The sequence below is a fragment of the Pseudomonas sp. 102515 genome (assembly GCF_031085165.1).
Classification (GTDB): domain Bacteria; phylum Pseudomonadota; class Gammaproteobacteria; order Pseudomonadales; family Pseudomonadaceae; genus Chryseomonas.
In genome coordinates this window covers 458,006-480,245 of record NZ_JAVHTY010000004.1, presented here as the reverse complement: position 1 = coordinate 480,245, position 22,240 = coordinate 458,006, and the positions used below count along the sequence as shown (strand labels likewise).

Sequence of the window (22,240 nt, the reverse complement as noted above, 5' to 3'; positions counted from 1 at the left end):
ACCTTAGGCAGGCGCGCGGGGAGCGTCCAGCATTTATCTGTACATTTACACAGTGTTTCGCAAATCCAGATCCAGTCCGCTGACGCGGCGGACCCGCCGGGCCACGGCCTCGGCGAAGATGCCGCCACGGGCCTCGATCAGGGTGAAATCATCGCGCGCCCGGGTGATGCCGGTATAGACCAGCTCCTTGGTCAGCACCGGACTGAGCTGCTCGGGCAGCAAAAGCGCCGTGTGGGCGAATTCCGAGCCCTGGGATTTGTGCACGGTCATGGCGAACACCGTCTCCACCGCCGCCAGCCGACTGGGCAGGACGAATCTCAGGCCACCGCTGCCATCGCCGCGGGGAAAGGCGACCCGCAGGACCTTGCGCCCGGGCTGGCTGGCGTCCGGCAGGCAGAGGGTGATGCCGATGTCGCCGTTCATCAGCCCCAGGCTGTAGTCGTTGCGCGTCACCAGCACCGGGCGACCCTCGTACCAGCCATGCTCGCCCAAGAGCAGGCCGGCCGCCAGCAGGGCGCTGGCGATGCGCAGGTTGAGGCCTTCCACGCCCCAGGGCCCCTTGCGCACGGCGCAGAGCAGCTGGAAGTCGTCGAAGGCGGCCAGCACCTGGCTGGCCCAGCGCGTCCAGGCCGGATCTTCCAGTACGGTATCGAGCTGGGGCCTTGTCCCATGCAGGACCTCAAGATAATGACGATAGCCGCAGGCGCGCCCGCGCCCCTCCAACACCAGGCGTTCCAGGGCGCGATCCTCCGGGCCCTTGAGCAGCACCCGGTGCAGGTCGGCGTAGCCGCCGTCGACCAGCACCTGCTGAGCGCCCTGGCCGTCCTGGGCATTGACCCGGCGGGCCAGCTGGCCGATACCGCTGCCGGCGCCGAAGCGTCGCGAGCGCCTGAGCATCACCACCTGCTGGGCCAGGGCGTTACCCTGGTCGTCGCCGACCGCCAGCGCCGCCTGGTCCAACGACTGGCCGCTCACGGCTTCCAGCCAGGCCCGGGTGGCCGGACTGTAGCGTCCGGCTTCGGCATCCCGACAGAGATCGCCCAGCACCGCGCCCGCCTCCACCGAGGCCAACTGGTCCTTGTCGCCGAGCAGCACCAGTCGCGCCCGCGGCGGCAGGGCCGCCAGCAGGCTGGCCATCATTTCCAGGTCGATCATCGAGGCTTCATCCACCACCAGCACGTCCAGCGGCAAGGGATGCCCGCGGTGATGGCGGAAGTGACGGGTGTTGGGTCGACTGCCCAGCAGCCGGTGCACCGTGGTCACCCCGGTGGGGATGTGCCGGCGCAACTCGTCGTCCACCGGCAGGCGACTGACCTGGCCGCCGATGGATTCGGTGAGCCGCGCGGCCGCCTTGCCGGTCGGTGCGGCCAGGCGGATGCGCAAGGGCCGTCCGGCCGCCACCGCGGGCGCCTGGAGCAGCGCCAGCAGCCGCACCACGGTGGTGGTCTTGCCAGTGCCGGGCCCGCCGGTGACGATGCTGAAGGCGCCGCGCACTGCCAGGGCGCAGGCCAGTTTCTGCCAGTCGGGTTCGCCACCCGCGTCGGGATCCGGCGGAAACAGCCGGTCGAGGCGCTCGACGAGATCCGCCGGCAGCGGCTCGGGGGTGGCCAGGCGCTGCCGCAGGCTGGCGGCCACCGCGCGTTCATAATTCCAGTAGCGCCGCAGGTAGAGGCGCTCACCGCCCAGCACCAGCGGTCGCTCCGGACAGCTGCCGTCGCCATCGACCAGGGCGCTGGCCAGCAGCGCACGCTGCCAGGCGTCGAGGGTTTGGCCGTGCAGCAGCTGCGAAGGCAAGAGCGAAGCGCGCGCCTCGTCGCCCTCGGGGGGCAGCGACAGGGCGGCATCGGGATTGCGCAGGGTGGCGGCGAGATCCAGGCAGACATGGCCATGGCCGAGCTGATGGCTGGCCAGGGCCGCGGCCAGCAGCACCGCCGAGTCGCCCTGGGGTTCGAGCTCACCGAGAAAGCGGGTGAAGGCCCGGTCCACCTGGCGGAGCCAGCCGCGCTGCACCCAGAGTTCCAGCAGGCGAAAGAGGTCGTCGCGCTGCTCGAGGGGGGCGAGAGGGCGCTCCTGGGCCAGGGACGCCAGGCGCAGCAGCCGTTCGGTAGCGGGGCTGAAATCAGACATGGGCATTCTCCGCACCGCTGAACAGCAGATCCAGGGTCTCGATCAGGGCCTGGGCGGGTCGCTCGACGAAGACCCCGTGGCCGGCCGGATCGCACCCGCGCAGGAAGAGGTAGACGGCACCGCCGAAGTGGCGCTCGTAGCTATAGTCGGGCAGCCGCGCCTTGAGCAGGCGGTGCACGGCCAGGCTGTAGAGCACGTACTGCAGATCATAGCGCTTGGCCAGGACGGCGGCCTCCATCGCCACGCGGGTATAGGCCCCGGCCTCGGCGCCCAGCCAATTGGACTTGTAGTCCACCACGAAATAGCGGCCCTCGTGCTCGAAGACCAGGTCGATGAAGCCCTTGAACAGGCCGTTGAGCTGTCCCGGCTCCAGCATCGGCCGCGCCTGGCCGCCATGGCTGCCACGACTCACCAGGTCATCCAGCCGCTCCAGATCGACGCCATGGGTGGCGAACCAGAATTCCATCTCCACCTGGTAGCGCGCCAGTTCGCCCAGGCGCTGGCTGCCTCCCGGCAGGGGCAGCGGCAGTGCCAGCAACTGGCGCAGCCAGCCCTGCAGGATGGGAATCCAGTGATTCCAGCCACGCCGCTGGCAACGCCGGGCGATCAGGTCGTCCAGCCGCTCGGGCGCGGCCTGGATGGCGGTGAAGCCTTCCTCGCCGACCCACTCCAGCAGGCTGTGCAGGAAGGTGCCCGGACCGGGGCCGCGGGGAAAGCGGTGCAGGTCTTCGCCGGCCGCGGGCTGGCGCGCCTCGTCCGGAGCGAGGCGATCGTCGTCGAACAGTTTCTGGGCCGCCGGGGTATCCAGGTCCAGCTCCAGCTCCAGCTCCAGATTCAGCTGGCCTTCCTCCCGCGCTTCGCCCAGGCGCGTGCCGATGCGCAGGGCGCTGTAGGAGGCGATCCACCAGTCCTCGCGGGCTGCCCGCCGGGCCGTCAGTGCCTTGAGGGTCACCGGCGCTTCGCGGGCTTCGGGCAGGCGGGCCGGGTTGGCTTCGGGCAGCGGCAGAATGAGGGTGTCGGATTGCGCGTCGATCAGGGCGGTCAGAGCGGTGCCCAAGGCCATCGAACTCGCCAGGGGCTCGCCACCGGTGGCCAGGTAGCCCAGGGCGCTGCGGGCGAAACCGGAGTCCTTGCTGCGGCCGCGCTTGAGATCGGCCACCCCGACCCAACAGGCATGGCGGGCTCGGGTCAGGGCGACATACAGCAGGCGCAGGTCTTCGGCCAGGCGCTCATCATCGGCACGAGCCAGTTCTTCGGCGGAGGGCTTGAAGGTCCGGCGCACCTGCCCCTGGTCATCGTGGTAGCGCAGCGGCAGGCTGGCGCCTTCCTCGGCGCGATAGGCGCAGGCGAAGGGCAGGAACACCAGTGGATATTCCAGGCCCTTGGACTTGTGCACCGTCACCACCTTGACCAGCTCGGCGTCGCTTTCCAGGCGCAGGATCTGCTCGTCGGCGGCGCCCTGGGCAGCCAGTTGCTCGGCCAGGTGGCGGATCAGCGCCTGCTCGCCATCGAGCTCGCCAGCGGCGCGCTGCAGCAGTTCGGCAAGGTGCAGCAGATTGGTCAGCACCCGCTCGCCGTCGGCGCGGGCCATCAGCCGCTGCGGCAGGCGGAAGTCCTGCAGCAGGCGGCGCAGCATGGGCAGCACGCCCTGGCCGCGCCACAGCTGGCGATAGCCGCGGAATTGCAGCACCCGTCTCTCCCAGGCCTGCTCGTCGTGGTTGAGGGCATCCAGTTCCGCCAAGGGTAGGTCGAGGGTCAGGCTGCCCAGGGCCGCGCGCAGCCGACGATCCACATCGGGCTCGGCGCAGGCCTTGAGCCAGTCCAGCAGGCAACGCGCTTCCTGGGCGGCGAATACCGAATCCTTGTCCGACAGGTAGACGCTGCGCACCCCACGCCGCACCAGCGCCTGGCGTACCGCCTGGGCCTCGCTGCCGGCGCGCACCAGGATGGCGATGTCGGCGGGCCGCAGCGGCACCAGCTCGCCGTCTTCGCGACGAAAGCCAGCCCTGGCCTCGGCGGCCAGGGTCAGCAGCCGGACGATCTCGCTGGCGGTGCTCTCGGCCAGGGCGCCGCGATAGGCGGTGCCGGCCAGCGGCTCGTCGCCGGCCAGCTGCCAGAAGGTCAAGGCCGCGCTGGGAGCACCGTCGATCTCCAGTACTTCACGCCGCCCCTGGGCGCGGACCGGCTCGAAGGGCACCGGATTGTCCTCGCCCTGGCGGAACAGGAAGGCCGCCCGTGGGGCCGTCATCTCGCCATGCTGGAACACCTGGTTGACCGCCGCGACCATGGCGGCGGTGGAACGGAAGTTGGTGTCCAGCGAGTGCAGGTGGCCGGCATTGGCGCGTCGCGCCTGCAGATAGGTATGGATATCGGCGCCGCGGAAGGCGTAGATGGCCTGCTTGGGATCGCCGATCAGGAACAGCCCGGTGCCCTCCCCCGCGCCGTAGACGCTGCTGAAGATGCGGTACTGCACCGGGTCGGTGTCCTGGAATTCGTCGATCAGCGCCACCGGGAACTGCTCGCGGATCAGCGCCGCCAGCCGTGCCCCGGCGCCATCGGCCTGCAGTGCCCGATCCAGACGGGTGAGGATGTCGTCGAAGCCCAGCTCGGCGCGGCGGAGTTTCTCGCGCTCGAATTTCTGCTGCACCCAGGCCGCGGCGTGTTCCAGCAGGGGCACTTCGGGGCTGGGCAGCTCGGCCAGTTGCCCGGGCAGGCGCGCCATGGCCGCCAGGGCCGGATGATCCGGCGGACTGGCCTTGGTCCAGACCTCGGCGAAGCCCTCCTCGGTCAGCCGGGTGAAGCCGGTGCCGATATCCAGCTCCTCGCTGGCGGGGTTGTCCGCCCAGGCGACCAGCTTGTCGCACCAGGGCCCGAAGAACCTCTTCTGCAACTTGCGGCCGTCGACCACCTTGGCGTCGCAGCCGGCCTGGCAGAGCTCGCGCACCTCTTCCGCCCACTGGGCCCAGGGCGCCTTTAGCTGCGCCAACCGCGCGTGGCGTTCGGCCAGGGCGGTGGCCAGCAAGGCGGCGGGTTCGCCCTGGGGCGCCCCCAGGGCCTCGCTCAACAGGGGCCGCAGGCGCGCGGCCAGGGCGCGGGGTTCGCCCCAGTGCTCGATCACCCAGTCCAGCGCTTCCCCTTCGAGGGGATAGCAGAAGCGCCGCCAGTAGTCGCGCACCACCTGGGCCAGCAATTCGCTCTGGTCCTGCTCCAGGTTCTGCACGAAGAGACTGCCACTGTCGAAGGCGTGCTCACGGAGCATGCGCTGGCACCAGCTGTGGATGGTGGACACCGCCGCCTCGTCCATCCACTGAGCGGCGATGTCCAGGCGCCGGGCGCAATCGGCCCAGGCCTCGCGGGAAAAGTCCTCGCGCAACTCGGCGAGCAGCGGATCGGGCGCGGCGATCTCGTCGCGGAAGAAGCGCGCCGCCTCGGCGAGGCGATGGCGAATGCGATCGCGCAACTCCTGGGTGGCGGCCTCGGTAAAGGTCACTACCAGGATCTGTGGCGGCAGCAGTTCACGCCCGAAGGCGGTCGCGGGCGTGCCATGGCCGAGCACCAGGCGCACATAGAGCGCGGAGATGGTGAAGGTCTTGCCCGTCCCGGCGCTGGCTTCGATGAGCTGATTGCCCTGCAGCGGAAAGCGCAAGGCGAGCGGACGCTGAGTCATGCCTGCCCCTCCCCGTTCACGACCTGCCAGCCCGCGCTGTATACCGGCGCATAGAGGGTCTGGCACCAGCCGTCGAATTCCTCGTCGGCCAGCAAGGCGGCGAAGTCCGGATACTGCCGGCGCAGCGCCGGATGGGTCGCCGCCTCGCCCTGATAGGCCTGCTCGGCGGCGGCCAGGGCCTTGTCAGGGTCATTGGCCAGCCAGGCGAAGGCGGTGCGCGGCGCCACCGGCAGCGGACGCCGCTGCCCCAATGCCCAGGCGTCCAGCAATTCGTTCAGCTGCCGCCGGGCCAACTCGGCGTCCAGCGGTGCCAGCAACAGGGTCAGGTCGGTCGCCACCACCGCCGTGGTCAATTGCAGGCCACCGGCCGCGGCGACCAGGTGCTGCACCCAGGGCCGCAGCAGCCGATGCCACTTGCGAGTGCGGGTATTGCCCAGCCCATTGGCCTGGGCGGTCAGGGCCAGCAGGCCCTCGGGGCCGCGGCGCAGCCGTTCGAAATTGGCTACCAGTTGCAGCTCGCGATGTTCGAGATCCAGGGTCACGGCCTCTTCCAGGGGTTCGGGCCAGCGCAGCGCCAGGGCCTCGACCTGGGCGACCACGGCCGGCAGAGGCTCGCGCAAGGCCCGCCCGGCCCGCTCGCCAAAGCCCGCCAGCGGCAGCCGACCACTGCCGCGCAAGCGCTCGGCGGCGGCCATCAGCGCCTGATCCGCCTCGGCCGGCGCGGCCAGTGCCGCCGCCAACAGGTCTTCGCCCAACTGGTAGCGGGCCAGGGCGTCCAGACCGAAGGGCTCTTCGTCTTCGGCGGGCGCATCGGGCGGCGCGAAATGCACCTTGAGGCGATTGGCAAAGAACAGGTCCACCGGTCCGCGCAGAAAGCGTGCGAGATCATCGAGGCCCAGGGGTTCTTCGAGCACCAGTGGCGGCAACAGGTCATCCTCGTCGCGCGTGGTGCGGTCATGCACGCCCAGCCACTCGGCCGCGAAGCTGAAATAGCCGCGCTCGCCGCGGAAGTAGCGGGCACTGAAGGGTTGCAGGGGATGCTCCTGGGTCAGGGCCATGAGCAGGCGCTCCGGCTCCTCTTCATGCCCCGCCAGTCGCCAACCGGCCTGGAGATGGTCGCGCAACTGGGCGACCAGCACCGACGGCGGGCGCTCGCTGTTGTCGCGGATGCTACGCCCCACCCAGCTGACATAGAACTGATCGCGCGCCGAGAGCAGTGCCTCCAGCAGCAGATAGCGATCATCCTCCCGCCGCGAGCGGTCACCGGGACGATAGTCCTGGGCCATGAGATCGAAATCCAGCGGCGACTGGATGCGCGGATAGGCGCCATCGTGCATGCCCAGCAGGCAGACCACGCGGAAGGGAATGGCGCGCATGGGCATCAGGGTGCAGAAATTGACCGCGCCAGCGAGAAAGCGCTGGGCCAGGCCACCGCTGTCCAGCCCCGCCAACCAGGCCTCGCGCACCACGGTGAGCGGCAGTTCCTCGTCCAAGGCCACGTCCTCGCACAACTCCAACCAGCGCTCACGCAGGTTTTCCAGTTGTTCCAGCAGGTATTCGTCGTGCTCGTCCTGGGCGCTGAAGAACAGTGCCAGCAGCGCCTGCAGGCGGGCGCCCCACTCCGCCGGCCGGGCCGGCTGGGCCAGCGCCGCCTGGGCCGCGTCCAGGGCATCGAGCAGGTCCACCAGCGGCCCGACCAGGGCCGCGTCCAGGCCGCCCACCTCGTCGAAGGGCTCGATATCGCCCAGGGCCGCGCCGCTGCCCACGGCGTAGCCCAGCAGCATGCGCCTCAGGCCGAAGCGCCAGGTGTTCTGCGTCAGCCCCTCCGGCAGGTCGAGGCGACTGCGCTGCTCGGCATCCAGTCCCCAGCGCACGCCGGCCCCTTCCAGCCAGAGGTGCAGGGTCGGCAGATCGCCCTCGCGCAGCCCGAAGCGGGTGCGCAGCGCCGGCACATCCAGCAGGTCGAGGATCTCGCTCAGGGCGAAGCGGCTGTCGGGCAGCTGCAGCAGATGCTCCAGGGCGATCAATAGCGGCTGGAAACCACGCTGGTGCTGATCGGCCAGGCTGAAGGGGATGAAGCGCGGATCCTGGCGTTCGAGCTGACCGAACACCGCGCGGATGTGCGGCGCATAGGCATCGATGTCCGGCACCATGACGATGACGTCGCGCGGCCGGAGGCTGCTGTCGCTGCTGAAGCGCGCCAGCAACTGGTCATGCAGGATCTCCACTTCGCGCTGCGGACTGTGGGCCACATGGAAGCGCATGGACCTGTCGCGCGCCGGATCCACTGCCGGCCAGCGCTCGCGGGTCTCGGTCAGGGGACGCAATTCGAGGATGTCGTCCTGCAACTGGCCGAGCAGGTGCTGGGGTTCGGTTTCGGCGAAGAGGTCGATGCGCCCGCCGTTGAGGTCCTCGAACAGGCGACGATAGCCATCGGGTTCGTCGAATTCGTCCAGCAGGTGGATGTAGTCGCGGCCCTGCTTGCCCCAGCTCGCCAGCAGCGGCTGGCCGTGCTGGTGCAGCGCCTCGGCATCCAGGGTCTGCGGCATGCCCGGCTTGCGCTGCTGGCGCCGGTAGTTCTGCCGCAACAGGTCCTGGTCGGCGACGATGTCGGACCAGTGATGGCGACAGGGATTGTGCACGCAGAGCAGCACCTGGCTGAAGCGCGCCAGGGCGGCCAGGGCTTCGAGGGTCTGCGCCGGAATCGCCGACAAGCCAAAGATCACCACCCGCCGCGGTAACCCAGCGGGCGGCTCGGTCGCCGCCTGCATCACCTCCAGAAAGCGCCGGTGCACGCCGGCGCGACTGCGGGCCAGGCCACCGTCGCCCACGTCGTCCAGCAGCGCCCGCCACAGCTGCGCCTGCCAGCGGCAACTCTCCGGCAGGGGGCGCCGGCCGTCACGCAGGCTGGCCAGCAGATCGCGGCCCGCCGCCCAGTCATTCAGCCAGTCGGCACGATAGACCTGGTAGCCGTCATAGAGATCGGCCAGCCGCTCGGCCAGCTGATAGCGCTTGCGCAGATCGCCGTCATCGTCGAGAAAGCGCCGCAGTGCGGCGAAGTCCGGTTGCAGGAGCAGCGTCGGCAACAGCCGCATCAGTCGCCAGGTCAGGGGCGCACGGTCCAGCGGCGAGGATGGCGGTACCTGGTCACGGCCCAGCACCTGCCGATAGGTCCGCCAGAGAAAGGCCGCCGGCAACTGCACCTCGAGGGCTGCGGCCACTCCGCAGCCGCCCTCGTCGTCCCCGCGCGGATCTTCGGCCAGCGCCAGCTTGAGCCACTGGGCGATGCCATTGCTCTGCACCAGCACCTGTTCGTTTTCCAAAGGCGCCAGGGGATACCGCCGCATCCAGCCGACCGCCAGGCCGCGCAGCTCTTCGAGCCGATTGCCGTGTACCACCATGAATCCGGGAGTGAGCGCCTCGGACATCCTACGCCTCGCTGTTCGCTGTCTGCGGCCAGGGTAAGGATCACCCGCGCCGGATACCAGTCCACAATGTGCTGACCGACGCATGACGCAGCGCACAGCCGCCCTCGTCTCCCCGCCTGCGACGGGATTCCAGCCGGTAGACTCACGGTCTATCGGCCGTCGGCCATCGACAGGATGTTTTCATGCGTTTCCTCGTTGCCCTTCCCCTGCTCCTGGGCGCCGCCCTCGCCCACGCCGACACCGGCGAGCCCGTCGACTGCGCCAGCCTGCAGGCCCAGCTGCCCTTGCCGCTGCTCCAGCAGAGCTCCGGCCTGCCCCTGGCCTATGCCCGACAGATCGCCGGCGGCTGCGCCTTCACCGATCGCGACACCGGGCAACCGGCCAACTACCTGCTGGGCCTGTCGGCGGGCTACGAGAATGGCGGTCGGGCGCTGCCCAAGCTGCGGCGGCAGGTGCAATCGCTCAGTGAGCAACTGGAGTGCAAGGCCATCGACGGCCTGGGCGAAGGCGCCAGCGCCTGCAGCAAGCCGCTGCTGGGCACCCAGGTCTTCTTCATCAAGCGCGACCGCATCCATACGGTCACGGCGTCCAGCCCGCTGGAATACGAGAAACCCGAGCTGGCCGCCAAGCTGCGCCAGGCGGCCCAGGCGACCGCCCAGGCCTGGGCGCAACGGCTATAGGGGAAGGCGCGCCTCAAGCTTGTCTGAGAAGTCGCAGAGCGACGGTCAGGCAAGGCAAAATCTGTAAAGAAGCGGATCGGGCTCGCACTCGAGTTTACGAGCGGTAAATGAGCATTCCGATCGGACTGGCGACCCAGCGGATTTTTAACGCCGCATGGCCGAGCGCAGGCACTTTTCAGACAAAGCTTAGTGGCCGCGCCGATTCAGGTCTTCGGAATAGAGATCGTCTTCCAGCTCATTGCCCGGGATGGCATGTTCTTCCGCCGCCCAGGCACCCAGGTCGATCAATTTGCAGCGGTCGGAACAGAAGGGCCGGTTGGCGCTCTTCTCGCTCCATTCCACGGGTGCGCCACAGGTGGGGCAGTCCACGGTGAGAGTGCTCATGCTTGGCCTCCGTCAAGGGTCAGATAAAAGGAATGCAGGCGCTCCACCTCGGTGTGGAGCTGGGCGAGATCGCCGTCGTTGCAGATGACATCATCGGCCTTGGCCAGACGCTCGGCACGCGGCAGCTGTGCCGCCAGGATGGCCCGTACCTGAGCCTCGTCCACACCATCACGACGCATGGCCCTTTCGAGCTGCAGCGCTTCCGGCGCGTCTATCACCAGCCCCCGCCGGACCAGCGCCCGCTGCCCGGATTCGAACAGCAGCGGCGACACCAGGATGGCATAGGGCGACGCTGCGCGAGCCAAGGCCGCCAGGATTTCCTGGCGAATGAGCGGATGCAGCAGGGCTTCCAGCCAGCGCCGCTCGGCCGGATCGGCAAAGATCGCCGCCCGCAGCGCCGCCCGGTCCAGGCTGCCATCCGGCTGCAAGACAGCCGGCGAAAAATGCCCGGCGATCTCGGCCAGCGCCGGTCGTCCCGGCTCCACCACCCAGCGGGCGGCCTGGTCGGCGTCGACACAGGTGATGCCCAACTGGGCGAAATGCTCGGCAGCGGCGCTCTTGCCGCTGCCGATGCCCCCGGTCAGGCCGAGGGTCCAGGCAGAAGTCATCGGAATCCGGCGAAGTTCAGGTACAGGCCGGTTATTTGATCACCCCAGAGCAAGGCAATCCACCCCGCTACGGCCAGATAGGGACCAAAGGGCAAGGGCGTGCTGGTTTCCGCTCGCCGCAGCCGCAGGGTGATTACGCCCAGGATGGCGCCCACCAGCGACGACAGCAGGATGGTCAAGGGCAGGATCTGCCAACCGCCCCAGGCACCGAGCAGCGCCAGCAACTTGAAGTCGCCATAGCCCATGCCCTCCTTGCCGGTCACCAGGCGGAACAGCTGGAATACCAGCCAGAGACTCAGATAGCCCGCCACTGCGCCCCAGACGGCATCGCCGAGGCTGGTGAACAGGCCGAACTGATTGGCGATCAGGCCCAGCCACAGCAACGGCAGGACGATGACATCCGGCAACAGCTGGTGATCGGCATCGATCAGACTGGCCGCCAGCAGTCCCCAGGTCAGCAGGAGAAAGGCCCCACCCTGCCAGGTCACGCCCAGGTGCCAGATGACCCAGGCGGACAACAGTCCACAGGCGAGCTCAACCAGCGGATAACGCCGGCTGATGGAGGCCTGACAACCCTTGCAACGACCGCGCAGGAGCAAGTAGCTCAGCACCGGCACGTTTTCCCAGGGCCGCACGGCGCGCTGGCAATGGGGGCAACGGGAAGCGGGTCGCGCCAGGTTGAAAGGCGCCCCCGCCGGCTCGGCCGGCAGCTCCAGCACCTCACGCGCCTCCGCCTGCCAATCCCGCCTCAGCATCACCGGCAGGCGATAGACCACCACATTGAGAAAGCTGCCTACCAGCAGCCCCAGGACCAGCGCGCACAGCGCCGCGGCCAGCGGCGCGCTGGCCAAAAATTCCAACAGCGCCATCAGACCACCGAGCCGAGCTGGAAGATGGGCAGGTACATGGCGATGATCAGACCACCCACCAGAACCCCGAGGACGGCCATGATCATCGGCTCCATCAGGGTGGTGAGGTTGTCGACCATGTTGTCGACCTCGTCCTCATAGAAGGTCGCGACCTTGGACAGCATCTCGTCCAGCGAGCCTGACTCCTCGCCAATGGCCGTCATCTGGATGGCCATGGACGAGAACACACCCGTGGTACGCATGGAGAAGTTGAGCTGCATGCCGGTGGAGACATCACCCTTTATCTTCTCCACCGCATTGCGGAAGACCACGTTGCCGGTAGCGCCAGCCACCGAGTCCAGGGCATCCACCAAGGGCACACCGGCCGCGAAGGTGGTGGCCAGGGTACGGGCATAACGGGCAATGGCCGATTTATAGAGAATGGAGCCAATCAACGGGATCTTCAGCAATCCACGGTCCGTCGCATCGCGAAACTTCTCCGATTTCTTGTAGAAGTGCCGCAGGACGAAAGCCAGTACGAAGAGCCCGCCGAGCACCAGCAACCACCATTCCTGCAGGACTTCGGAAATGGCGATGACCATGAGGGTGAACGCCGGCAACTGAGCACCGAAGCCTTCGAACACCGACTGGAACTGAGGCACCACCTTGATCAGCAGAATGGCCGACACGATCACCGCCACGACGATGACCGCCGCCGGATAGGTCATGGCCTTCTTGATCTTTTTCTTCAGCGCCTCGGTCTTTTCCTTGTAGGTGGCCACCCGGTCCAGCAGGGTCTCCAGGGCACCGGATTGCTCGCCAGCGTCTACCAGGTTGCAATAGAGATCATCGAAGTATTGGGGCTGCTTGCGCAGGGAATTGGCCAGGCTGTTACCCGCGGCGACGTCCTGCTTGATGTCGTCCACCATCTTGCGCATGTTGGGGTTGTCGAAGCCCTCGCCGATGATGTCGAAGGCCTGCAGCAGGGGCACACCCGCGCTCATCATGGTCGCCAGTTGCCGGGTGAACAGCGCGATGTCCATGGGCTTGATCTTCTTGCCCTTGCCGAACAGCGACATCGACTTCTTGCGCACCCGGGTCGGATTGATGCCCTGCTTGCGCAACTGCGCCTTGATCAGCGCGGGATTCAAGCCCGTCATCTCGCCCTTCACCTTGGTCCCTTTGCGATCGGTCCCCTCCCAGGTGAAGCTGCCCATCTTGATAGCTTTATCGGCCATGGCCTCGACTCACAAAGGCTCGGTCCGCCTTGGCGGACGCGTCAGAAGAATGCTCTATGCAGAGCCGGTTGCGGCTTTGAAGGCAAGCATCGCGCCACCCACCAGCACACTAGGCGCTCCGGGATGCAAAAACCTTATGGACGACCATGACCCGGCGCTTCGTTCCATTCCGCTCTCCCGCTGGGAGAGGGCTAGGGTTAGGGCGTCCGCTAGTCCTTGGTCACCCGATTGATCTCTTCCAGACTGGTAATTCCCTGCATCGCCTTCACCAGTCCCGAGCGCCGCAGATCATTGAAGCCCTCTTTGCGCATCCGCGCCGCGATCTCGATGGAGTTGCCCTCCTCCATGATCATCTGCTGCAGCGCCGGGGTGATCTTCACCACCTCATAGATCCCCACCCGCCCGCGATAACCGGCATTGCAGTCCTCGCAGCCGATAGGCTGGTAAAGGGTGAAACTGCCGATCTCTTCCTCGCGGAAGCCTTCGGCCAGCAGCGCCTCACGCGGTACCTCATGAACTCGCTTGCACTTGTTGCATAGCTTGCGCGCCAAGCGCTGGGCGATGATGAGGTTGACCGAGGTCGCCAGGTTGAAGGCCGGCACCCCCATGTTGCGCAAACGGGTCAGGGTTTCCGCTGCGCTGTTGGTGTGCAGGGTAGACATCACCATGTGACCGGTCTGAGCTGCCTTGATGGCGATCTCCGCCGTTTCCAGGTCTCGAATCTCACCCACCATGATCACGTCAGGATCCTGACGCAGGAAGGCCCGCAACGCCTGGGAGAAGTCGAGTCCCTGACGCGGATTGACGTTGACTTGGTTGATGCCTTCCAGGTTGATCTCCACCGGGTCTTCCGCGGTGGAAATATTGATGTCCTCGGTATTGAGGATATTGAGGCCGGTATAGAGCGAGACCGTCTTGCCCGAACCGGTCGGCCCCGTCACCAGGATCATCCCCTGCGGCTGCTTGAGTGCCTGCAGGTAGAGCTCCTTCTGCACATCCTCGTAGCCCAGGGCATCGATCCCCATCTGGGCGCTGGAGGAGTCCAGGATCCGCATCACGATCTTCTCGCCCCACAGGGTGGGCAGGGTATTGACCCGGAAGTCGATGGACTTGGTCTTGGACACCTTGAGCTTGACCCGACCGTCCTGGGGCTTGCGCCGCTCGGAGATATCCATATTGGACATCACCTTGAGCCGCGCCGAGATACGCGACACCAACTGCACCGGTGGCCGCGCGGCTTCGTGCAGGATGCCATCGGTACGAAAGCGCACCCGGTACATCTTTTCATAGGGTTCGAAGTGCAGGTCGGAGGAGCCCTTCTTGATGGCATCCAGCAGCATCTTGTTGACGAACTTCACCACCGGCGCATCGTCGGCATCGGTACCGGCTACGGCTTCCTGAGGTCGCTCACCGCCCTCGGTTTCCAGGTCGAGATCGATATCGCCCAGATCCAAACCACCGGTGCCAGTATCCAGATACCGCTCGATGGCCTGGTGCAGCTTATCGTCTTCGACCAGTACGACCTCGACGGCCAGCTTGCTGCCAAAGGACACATCGTTGATGGCCTGCTGATTGGTCGGGTCGGACAGCGCGATGAAGAGCTTGTTACCCCTCTTGCTCAATGGCAGGAAGTGATGCTGTTGCATCAGCTTTTCGTTGACGATGTCCTTGGGCAACTGCTCCTTGTCGATGGCCGACAGATCGAGAAAGGGCACGCCGAATTCCTGAGCCGCTAGTTCAGCCAGAGGCCGGCTTTGCACCAGCCGTTGCTGAACGAGATAGGTCACCAGCGGCACCTTGGCCTGCTTGGCCTTGACCACCGCCTGCTGCGCTGCCGCCTCCGCCAGCAGCTGAGCGTCCACCAACTGCCGCGCCAGCCCTGATAGCATCACCGTCTCGTTCATCGTCATTCCTACCCTTGGCTACAACGGGCGTTATAGCACCCCCCAGACCGCCCGCAAAATGGCGCCAGACAGCTGACATTTTTTGTCATCACCTGCCCTTTTGTTGACGCCTATCGCGCAGAAAGCGTGCTGCAGTCGCCACTTTTCTTTGGCACGGCCTGTGCTATACCTCAAACAGGCACGTTGGCCTGATCCAACCTCGGAGATTTGGAATGAAAGCTCAGAAAGGCTTTACTTTGATCGAACTGATGATCGTGGTCGCGATTATTGGTATTTTGGCTGCAGTAGCTTTGCCCGCCTATCAAAACTACACTGCGAAGGCGAAAGTGTCTGAAGTGATATTAGCGGCATCTGCCTGCAGAACAACCATCACTGAAGTCACGCAAACAGCTACAACTCTTCCAGCAACAGCAAATACCTGGGGCTGTGGCGAGTCTACAACTGCGACATCTAAATATGTTGCTTCTATCGCAACAGCAGCCACTACTGGCGTTATCACCGTAACTGCACAAAATATAAATAGTGATGTAAATGGAAAGACTTTGACTCTTACTCCATATCAGGGTGCTAGCGGAACTACGGCAATCGCTGCGGGCTCTTCAATTGGACAATGGGTTTGTGGCGGTACGATCCCGCAAAAATACCTCCCTGGATCTTGCGTAACGACTCCAACAACGCCATAACAGAAATTCGAGGGGGTGTCTTATTAAAGACATCCCCTCGGAGCAGTTGACTCCAATCCCCTCAATTGACCGCCCTATCGTTCATCTGCTTACCTACGGCATCCCCTTCCCCCCAAACGCCCCCACCACAGTCCCCGTACTAAAGCTCGCATCCTCCTCCGCCAGCGCCACATACAACCCCGCCAACTCCGCCGGCTGCCCTGCCCTTCCTAGCGGCGTGTCCTGGCCGAACTCCTTCATCTGCCCTTCCAACTGCCCACCCGCCACCTGTAGCGGCGTCCATACCGGACCCGGTGCCACGGCGTTGACTCGAATGCCCTTCTTCGCCAGTTGCTTGGCCATGCCCTTGGTGAGATTGAGGATGGCGGCCTTGGTCGAGGCGTAGTCGATCAGCTCTTCGCCGGGGTCGTAGGAATTCACCGAGACGGTGTTGATGATGCTGGCGCCCGGCGGCAGGTGCGGGATGGCGGCCTTGCTGAAGCGGAAGACGTGATAGACGTTGGTCTTGAAGGTCCGGTCGAACTGTTCGTCGGTGATTTCGAGGATGTCCGCCTTGCTCTGCTGGTACGCCGCATTGTTCACCAGCAGATCCAGGCCACCGAGCTGCTGGATGGCCTTGTTCACGACTTCTTCGCAAGCCTCCTGGGTACGGATGTCGGCCGGCAGGGTGATGGCCTTGCGACCGGCTTCGGTGATCAGCTTGACCACTTCCTGGGCGTCGGCTTCTTCGGAAGGGTGATAGTTGATGGCGACGTCCGCCCCTTCGCGGGCGAAGGCGATGGCCACGGCTCGGCCGATGCCGCTGTCGCCGCCGGTGATGAGGGCCTTGCGCCCGGCCAGGCGACCCGAGCCGTGATAACTGGTCTCGCCATGATCGGGACGCGGCTCCATCTTGCTGGTGAGCGCCGGCCATTCCTGGCGCTGCTCCTTGAAGGGCTCGCGGGTGTACTTGGTGCGTGGGTCCTGCAGCGGCCTGGCGGGACGCGTCGTGCTGGTGCCTTCCTGGGCGACGGCGGCGCCTGAAGCCGCGGCGGCGAGCCCCACGGCGGAGCCGACGAGGACATTACGACGGGTGAGGGAGTAATCGGTCATCGTTGCTCTCCGTACTAGCAGCTATCGGCTGGCGGAATTGTCGGGACAAAGCGGCGGCAAGGCGAGATCCGCGAAGGATTAGGTAGGACGATTCCTGCAAAGGTTTCCCGGATGGCGACCGTCCTGACCGCTGACTTTCCCTCACTCCAAATCTCGTCAGGCCGAGATACGCTGACGAATCTCGAAATCCGCCGGTGGCAGCAGTGCGACACATCGCCACAGGGCTTGGTGCATGGGCAACAACCAGGCTTGCACAGCAGATGACTGAAGACTTATCATTGAAAGCTTCGTGCCGGTGTAGCTCAGTTGGTAGAGCGGCGCATTCGTAATGCGAAGGTCGTAGGTTCGACTCCTATCTCCGGCACCATCCTTCCGCTTCATCCCTCCTCGCTCTTTCCAAAGCCTTCAAGGCCTTAGCCGCCTTGGGTCGCGCCTTCCTGGGCCGCTTGCCAGTCTCTTCTCCCGGCTCTCGAGCGGAACGTTACCTGCCCTGTGAACTGGCGACTCCCCAACCCTCGACTACTCTTACCCAGCGCATGACAGTGCCTTACACCGCCTGATTTCGGCTTGCTTGACGGCCGGCAAGACCTGAACGGCGGCTGACCAAAGGGTCGAATATCCAGGCCCTCTGTGGCACCATACCGCGCTGCGAAATCCCGCAATTTCTGCAATCCATCAGCCTGCCGCACGGATGCCTGTCCGTTGCGGAGCATGAGGCTGGCGACAGGCACGTTGAGAGAATAACCACGATGAGCCGCTCTACTGAGGTCGTGAGATGAAACTAACGAAGTATCTAAAACCAACCGGTTGGCTTCTGGCCGGTGCCGCCGCGCTGCTGCTCAGCGGGTGCGACGCCGTGCTGCTGGATCCGAAAGGCTCCATCGGCGTGCAAGAACGCAACCTCATCTACACAGCGTTCGGCCTCATGCTGATCGTGGTGATCCCGGTCATCGTGATGACCTTCCTGTTCGCCTGGAAGTACCGCGCGACCAACAAGGACGCCAAGTACACCCCGAACTGGGCTCACTCCTACAAGATCGAAGCCGTGGTCTGGCTGGTCCCCCTGGCCATCGTGGTGTTCCTGAGCATCCTGAACTGGAAGACCTCCCACGAGCTGGATCCCTTCAAACCGCTGGACCATCCCGAGCAGCCGCTGGTGATCGAAGCGGTCTCGATGGACTGGAAATGGCTGTTCATCTATCCCGAGCAGGGCATCGCCTCGGTGAACGAGATCGCTATCCCGGTCAATCGTCCGGTGCAGTTCAAGATCACCTCCGAGTCGGTCATGAACACCCTGTCGATCCCGGCCCTGGGCGGCATGATCTACGCCATGTCCGGCATGCAGAGCCAGTTGCACCTGATCGCCGATCATCCCGGCGAATTCGAGGGTCGCTCGGCCAACTACAGCGGCGCCGGCTTCTCCGACATGATCTTCGCCGTGCACGCGGTACCCACCGCCGGTGATTTCGACGCCTGGGTCAACAAGGTCAAGCAATCGGGTGGCAAGACCCTGGACCAGGCGAGCTACACCGAGCTGGCCAAGCCCAGCGAGAAGCAGCCGGTCGCCTACTACTCGACGGTCGAGCCGGATCTGTTCAGAACGGTCATCAAGAAGTTCATGAAGTCCGACTTCAGCAAGCAGACCGATCACGTGATGGACATGAGCCAGCACGGCGGTCAACACGGTACCGAGGAATAAGTCATGTTCGGTAAATTAACTCTCGCGGATATTCCGTATCACGAGCCGATCATTCTCGTGACGTTCGTCGTGGTCGCCCTGGGTGGCCTGGCGCTCATCGGGGCACTCAGCTACTTCGGCAAGTGGGGCTACCTCTGGAAAGAGTGGCTGACCACCGTCGACCACAAGAAGATCGGCGTGATGTACTTCATCGTCGCCCTGATCATGCTGCTCCGTGGCTTCTCCGATGCCATCCTGATGCGTAGCCAGCAGGCCATCGCCTCCGGCGGCGCCGAGGGCTACCTGCCACCCCATCACTACGACCAGATCTTCACCGCCCACGGCGTGATCATGATCTTCTTCGTGGCGATGCCCTTCGTGGCCGGCCTGATGAACGTGGTGACACCGCTGCAGATCGGTGCCCGCGACGTGGCCTTCCCCTTCCTGAACTCGCTGAGCTTCTGGCTGTTCGTGGCCGGCGCCGTGCTGATCATGATGTCGCTGTTCGTGGGCGAGTTCGCCGCGACCGGTTGGGTGGCCTATCCGCCGCTGTCAGGCATCCAGTACAGTCCAGGCGTAGGGATGGACTACTACATCTGGGCGCTTCAGCTCTCCGGTATCGGCACGACCCTGACCGGCGTCAACTTCTTCGTGACCGTGCTGAAGATGCGCACCAAGGGCATGACCCTGATGCGTATGCCGATCTTCACCTGGACTTCGTGGTGTACGGCCATCCTGATCATGGCGGCCTTCCCGATCCTGACCGTGACCCTGGCACTGCTGACCCTGGACCGTTACCTAGGCTTCCACTTCTTCACCGCGGAAGCCGGCGGCAACCAGATGATGTACACCAACCTGATCTGGGCCTGGGGCCACCCCGAGGTATACATCCTGATCCTGCCGGCCTTCGGCGTGTTCTCGGAAGTGACTTCCACCTTCAGCAAGAAGCGTCTGTTCGGCTACGTCTCGATGGTCTGGGCCACGGTAGCCATTACCGTATTGTCCTTCATCGTCTGGCTGCACCACTTCTTCACCATGGGCTCGGGCGCTAACGTCAACGCCTTCTTCGGCATCGCGACCATGATCATTGCGATCCCGACAGGGGTGAAGATCTTCACCTGGCTGTTCACCATGTACCAGGGCCGCATCCAGTTCACCTCGCCGATGCTCTGGACCCTGGGTTTCATCGTGACCTTCAGCATCGGCGGCATGACCGGCGTCCTGCTGGCGGTACCGGGTGCCGACTTCGTGCTGCACAACAGCCTGTTCCTGATCGCTCACTTCCACAACGTGATCATCGGCGGCGCCGTGTTCGGCTACTTCGCCGGCATGATCTACTGGTTCCCGAAGGTCTTCGGCTTCAAGCTGAACGAGAAGCTGAACAAGCAGGCCTTCTGGTGCTGGTTGATCGGTTTCTATGTCGCCTTCATGCCGCTGTACATGCTGGGCTTCATGGGTATGACCCGTCGTCTGAACCACTACGACAACCCCGACTGGCACCCCTTCCTGGTGACCGCCGCCATCGGCGCCGGCATCATCGCCCTCGGCATCCTGAGCCAGCTGTGGATGTTCTACGTCAGTATCCGCGATCGCAATCTGCCGGAGAACGTGGACGTGACGGGCGATCCGTGGGATGGCCGTACCCTGGAATGGTCGACCTCGTCGCCGCCGCCCTTCTACAACTTCGCCGAAGTACCGGAAGTGCACGACATCGACGCCTACTGGGGCATGAAGGAAAAGGGCATCACCGAGAAGAAGGATGCGGACTACAAGCAGATCCACATGCCGCGCAATACCGCTGCTGGCATCGTGATCAGCCTGTTCGCCCTGGCGCTTGGCTTCGCTCTGATCTGGCACATCTGGTGGCTGGCCATCGCTAGCTTCGTGGGTTCGATCGTCTCCTTCGTTATCCGTAGCTACGACGAAGACACCGACTACTACGTACCGGCGGAAGAAGTGGCGCGCATCGAAAACGCGCGCATTCAGTCCCTGGCGAAATTGAAGCAGGCCTAACCAATGGCGAATCAAGTTATGCATAACGAAGTCGCCCATGCCGAGGAGCATGGGCACCACGACGCGGGATCCTTGACCACTTTCGGTTTCTGGTCCTACCTGATGACCGACTGCATCCTGTTCGGAACCCTGTTCGCGACCTATGCAGTGCTGAGCAACGCCTATGCGGGCGGCCCGACCCATCACGACATCGTGCAACTGCCGTTCGTGCTGGTCGAAACCTTCCTGCTGCTGTTCTCCAGTATCACCTACGGCTTCGCCATGATCGCCCAGCACAAGGGCAGCAAGGGCGGCGTCCTGGGTTGGCTGGCGGTCACCTGGCTGTTTGGTGCCGGCTTCATCGGCATGGAGCTCTATGAGTTCAACCACCTGATCCACGAGGGCTGGGGCCCCGATCGCAGTGCCTTCCTGTCGTCGTTCTTCGCGCTGGTCGGCACCCACGGCCTGCACGTGAGCTCGGGTCTGATCTGGATGATCGTGTTGATGCTGCAGATCTCTTCCAAGGGTCTGACCACCACCAACGTGACCCGCCTGTCGTGCCTGAGCCTGTTCTGGCACTTCCTGGACATCATCTGGATCTTCGTCTTCACCATCGTCTACCTGATGGGGGTTCTGTAATGGCGCACGATCATAATGCCCACGGGCATACCGCCGAGAGCCATGGCACTTTCAAGAGCTACATGGTCGGCTTCATCCTGTCGGTCATCCTGACGGTCATTCCCTTCGGCCTGGTGATGTTCCCCACCTTCTCCAAGGGCGCGACCTTGGCGATCGTGGTGATCATGGCGGTGGTACAGCTGCTGGTGCACCTGTACTTCTTCCTGCACCTGAACACGTCCGAAGAACAGCGTTGGAACGTGATCTCCTTTGGTTTCACCGTGGTCATCGTCGGTATCTTGGTCGTGGGATCCCTGTGGATCATGTACCACATGCACCACAATATGATGATCCACTGAACCGGGCCGACGTGATGATCAAGAAGTACCTTCTCGTGACGAAGCCGGGCATCATCTTCGGCAACCTGATCTCGGTTGCCGGCGGGTTCTTCCTGGCGTCCAAAGGGAGCATCGACCCGCTGTTGCTGCTGGCGACGGCTATCGGGGTGTCGTTGGTCATTGCTTCCGGCTGTGTGTTCAACAACGTGATCGATATGGACATCGATCAGAAGATGGAAAGAACCCGCAATCGTGCCCTGGTCCAGGGCACGATCTCTTCGAAGGTGGCGCTGGCCTATGCCACCCTCCTCGGCCTGGCCGGGGTGGGGCTGCTGTACGGGGCGACCAATCCGGTCGCCACCGCCTTCGCGGTGATGGGTTTCGTGGTGTACGTAGGGCTCTACAGCCTCTGGCTGAAGCGCGCCTCGGTGCACGGCACCCTGGTCGGCAGCCTGTCCGGTGCCGCTCCGCCGGTGATCGGCTACTGCGCCGCCAGCGGCCAGTTCGACAGTGGCGCTGCAGTGCTGCTGCTGATCTTCTGCCTCTGGCAGATGCCGCACTCCTACGCCATCGCCATCTTCCGTCTCAAGGACTACACCGCGGCCTCGATTCCGGTGCTGCCGGTGGCCAAGGGGATCTCGGTGACCAAGCGTCACATCGTCTGGTACACCGTGGCCTTCATGGCCGCCACCCTGCTGCTGACCGTGCTCGGCTACGCCGGCTATGTCTATCTGGCAGTGGCCGCCGTGATCGGGGCCTGGTGGCTGCGTCTGGCCTTCATGGGCTATCAGGCCGAGAACGATGTGCAGTGGGCACGCAAGCTGTTCGGGTTCTCCATCATCGCCATCACCGCCCTGAGCGTCATGATGTCGGTGGACTTCCAGATCCCGGGCGACGTGCTGCTGACCTACGCACGCTGAGACGCACCGTTCCATGAAAAAGCCCGGCCCAGTGC

Annotated in this window: 16 protein-coding genes and 1 tRNA gene; 8 read left to right on the top strand and 9 right to left on the bottom strand. The window is 64.7% G+C overall.

What is annotated here, in order from left to right; translation table 11 throughout:
- Positions 1-45 precede the first annotated feature (45 nt).
- Genes recD through recC form a run of 3 tightly spaced genes read right to left on the bottom strand, consistent with a single transcriptional unit; the run spans position 46 to position 9,222 of the window.
- Positions 46-2,127, bottom strand: coding sequence for an exodeoxyribonuclease V subunit alpha (gene recD / locus RCF34_RS17805; protein WP_308709357.1), 2,082 nt, complete (start codon positions 2,125-2,127; stop codon positions 46-48).
- Positions 2,120-5,794: an exodeoxyribonuclease V subunit beta gene (gene recB, locus RCF34_RS17800; protein ID WP_308709356.1), complete on the bottom strand. Its 3,675-nt coding sequence runs from the start codon at positions 5,792-5,794 to the stop codon at positions 2,120-2,122. The genes recD and recB overlap by 8 nt, the downstream gene beginning before the upstream one ends.
- Positions 5,791-9,222 (bottom strand): exodeoxyribonuclease V subunit gamma, encoded by a 3,432-nt coding sequence (recC, locus tag RCF34_RS17795; RefSeq protein ID WP_308709355.1) that lies wholly within the window; start codon positions 9,220-9,222, stop codon positions 5,791-5,793. Before recC ends, recB begins: the two co-directional genes overlap by 4 nt.
- Positions 9,223-9,404: 182 nt before the next feature.
- Here recC and RCF34_RS17790 point away from each other — a divergent pair, with 182 nt between their 5' ends.
- Positions 9,405-9,902, top strand: a complete 498-nt coding sequence (locus RCF34_RS17790) for a hypothetical protein (RefSeq protein ID WP_308709354.1) — start codon at positions 9,405-9,407, stop codon at positions 9,900-9,902.
- Between the two features lie 186 nt (positions 9,903-10,088).
- On the opposite strand, the gene yacG is transcribed toward RCF34_RS17790, so the two are convergent.
- From yacG to pilB, 5 genes are all read right to left on the bottom strand, one after another.
- Complete coding sequence (gene yacG, locus RCF34_RS17785) at positions 10,089-10,286, bottom strand: DNA gyrase inhibitor YacG (RefSeq protein ID WP_007160931.1); 198 nt, start codon at positions 10,284-10,286, stop codon at positions 10,089-10,091.
- Complete coding sequence (gene coaE / locus RCF34_RS17780; protein ID WP_308709353.1) at positions 10,283-10,894, bottom strand: dephospho-CoA kinase; 612 nt, start codon at positions 10,892-10,894, stop codon at positions 10,283-10,285. Before coaE ends, yacG begins: the two co-directional genes overlap by 4 nt.
- Positions 10,891-11,763: an A24 family peptidase gene (locus RCF34_RS17775; RefSeq protein WP_308709352.1), complete on the bottom strand. Its 873-nt coding sequence runs from the start codon at positions 11,761-11,763 to the stop codon at positions 10,891-10,893. Before RCF34_RS17775 ends, coaE begins: the two co-directional genes overlap by 4 nt.
- Positions 11,763-12,980 (bottom strand): type II secretion system F family protein, encoded by a 1,218-nt coding sequence (locus RCF34_RS17770; protein ID WP_308709351.1) that lies wholly within the window; start codon positions 12,978-12,980, stop codon positions 11,763-11,765. Before RCF34_RS17770 ends, RCF34_RS17775 begins: the two co-directional genes overlap by 1 nt.
- Before the next feature lie 209 nt (positions 12,981-13,189).
- The gene (gene pilB / locus RCF34_RS17765) at positions 13,190-14,884 is read right to left on the bottom strand and encodes a type IV-A pilus assembly ATPase PilB (RefSeq protein WP_308709350.1); all 1,695 of its coding nucleotides are present in this window, start codon (positions 14,882-14,884) and stop codon (positions 13,190-13,192) included.
- A gap of 212 nt (positions 14,885-15,096) precedes the next feature.
- On the opposite strand from pilB, the gene RCF34_RS17760 reads away from it, so the two are divergent.
- Positions 15,097-15,567 carry a pilin gene (locus tag RCF34_RS17760; protein ID WP_308709348.1) on the top strand — a complete coding sequence of 157 codons (471 nt, stop codon included), beginning with the start codon at positions 15,097-15,099 and terminating at the stop codon, positions 15,565-15,567.
- Between the two features lie 93 nt (positions 15,568-15,660).
- Here the strand turns inward: RCF34_RS17760 and RCF34_RS17755 are convergent, their stop codons facing one another.
- Positions 15,661-16,659: an SDR family oxidoreductase gene (locus RCF34_RS17755; RefSeq protein ID WP_308709347.1), complete on the bottom strand. Its 999-nt coding sequence runs from the start codon at positions 16,657-16,659 to the stop codon at positions 15,661-15,663.
- A 291-nt stretch (positions 16,660-16,950) separates the two neighbouring features.
- Between RCF34_RS17755 and RCF34_RS17750 the strand changes: the two genes are divergently transcribed.
- From RCF34_RS17750 to cyoE, 6 genes are all read left to right on the top strand, one after another.
- Positions 16,951-17,026, top strand: a tRNA-Thr gene (locus tag RCF34_RS17750).
- Between the two features lie 408 nt (positions 17,027-17,434).
- Positions 17,435-18,358, top strand: coding sequence for a ubiquinol oxidase subunit II (cyoA, locus tag RCF34_RS17745; RefSeq protein ID WP_017640824.1), 924 nt, complete (start codon positions 17,435-17,437; stop codon positions 18,356-18,358).
- A gap of 3 nt (positions 18,359-18,361) precedes the next feature.
- Entirely contained in the window at positions 18,362-20,350 is a 1,989-nt protein-coding gene (gene cyoB, locus RCF34_RS17740) for a cytochrome o ubiquinol oxidase subunit I (RefSeq protein WP_308709346.1), read from the top strand.
- A 3-nt stretch (positions 20,351-20,353) separates the two neighbouring features.
- The gene (locus RCF34_RS17735) at positions 20,354-20,968 is read left to right on the top strand and encodes a cytochrome o ubiquinol oxidase subunit III (protein ID WP_064307850.1); all 615 of its coding nucleotides are present in this window, start codon (positions 20,354-20,356) and stop codon (positions 20,966-20,968) included.
- Positions 20,968-21,306: a cytochrome o ubiquinol oxidase subunit IV gene (gene cyoD, locus RCF34_RS17730; protein ID WP_064307849.1), complete on the top strand. Its 339-nt coding sequence runs from the start codon at positions 20,968-20,970 to the stop codon at positions 21,304-21,306. The genes RCF34_RS17735 and cyoD overlap by 1 nt, the downstream gene beginning before the upstream one ends.
- Positions 21,307-21,317: 11 nt before the next feature.
- Complete coding sequence (cyoE, locus tag RCF34_RS17725) at positions 21,318-22,205, top strand: heme o synthase (protein ID WP_308709345.1); 888 nt, start codon at positions 21,318-21,320, stop codon at positions 22,203-22,205.
- The last annotated feature ends 35 nt before the right edge of the window (positions 22,206-22,240 follow it).

Excerpts from the sequence above, each read along its gene's own strand:
- RCF34_RS17770 (WP_308709351.1), bottom strand. The coding sequence starts at position 12,980 with ATGGCCGATAAAGCTATCAAGATGGGCAGCTTCACCTGGGAGGGGACC.
- RCF34_RS17775 (WP_308709352.1), bottom strand. The coding sequence starts at position 11,763 with ATGGCGCTGTTGGAATTTTTGGCCAGCGCGCCGCTGGCCGCGGCGCTG.
- recD (WP_308709357.1), bottom strand. The coding sequence starts at position 2,127 with ATGTCTGATTTCAGCCCCGCTACCGAACGGCTGCTGCGCCTGGCGTCC.
- RCF34_RS17755 (WP_308709347.1), bottom strand. The coding sequence starts at position 16,659 with ATGACCGATTACTCCCTCACCCGTCGTAATGTCCTCGTCGGCTCCGCC.
- coaE (WP_308709353.1), bottom strand. The coding sequence starts at position 10,894 with ATGACTTCTGCCTGGACCCTCGGCCTGACCGGGGGCATCGGCAGCGGC.
- RCF34_RS17735 (WP_064307850.1), top strand. The coding sequence starts at position 20,354 with ATGGCGAATCAAGTTATGCATAACGAAGTCGCCCATGCCGAGGAGCAT.
- pilB (WP_308709350.1), bottom strand. The coding sequence starts at position 14,884 with ATGAACGAGACGGTGATGCTATCAGGGCTGGCGCGGCAGTTGGTGGAC.
- recC (WP_308709355.1), bottom strand. The coding sequence starts at position 9,222 with ATGTCCGAGGCGCTCACTCCCGGATTCATGGTGGTACACGGCAATCGG.
- recB (WP_308709356.1), bottom strand. The coding sequence starts at position 5,794 with ATGACTCAGCGTCCGCTCGCCTTGCGCTTTCCGCTGCAGGGCAATCAG.
- cyoA (WP_017640824.1), top strand. The coding sequence starts at position 17,435 with ATGAAACTAACGAAGTATCTAAAACCAACCGGTTGGCTTCTGGCCGGT.
- RCF34_RS17760 (WP_308709348.1), top strand. The coding sequence starts at position 15,097 with ATGAAAGCTCAGAAAGGCTTTACTTTGATCGAACTGATGATCGTGGTC.
- yacG (WP_007160931.1), bottom strand. The coding sequence starts at position 10,286 with ATGAGCACTCTCACCGTGGACTGCCCCACCTGTGGCGCACCCGTGGAA.
- cyoB (WP_308709346.1), top strand. The coding sequence starts at position 18,362 with ATGTTCGGTAAATTAACTCTCGCGGATATTCCGTATCACGAGCCGATC.
- cyoD (WP_064307849.1), top strand. The coding sequence starts at position 20,968 with ATGGCGCACGATCATAATGCCCACGGGCATACCGCCGAGAGCCATGGC.
- RCF34_RS17790 (WP_308709354.1), top strand. The coding sequence starts at position 9,405 with ATGCGTTTCCTCGTTGCCCTTCCCCTGCTCCTGGGCGCCGCCCTCGCC.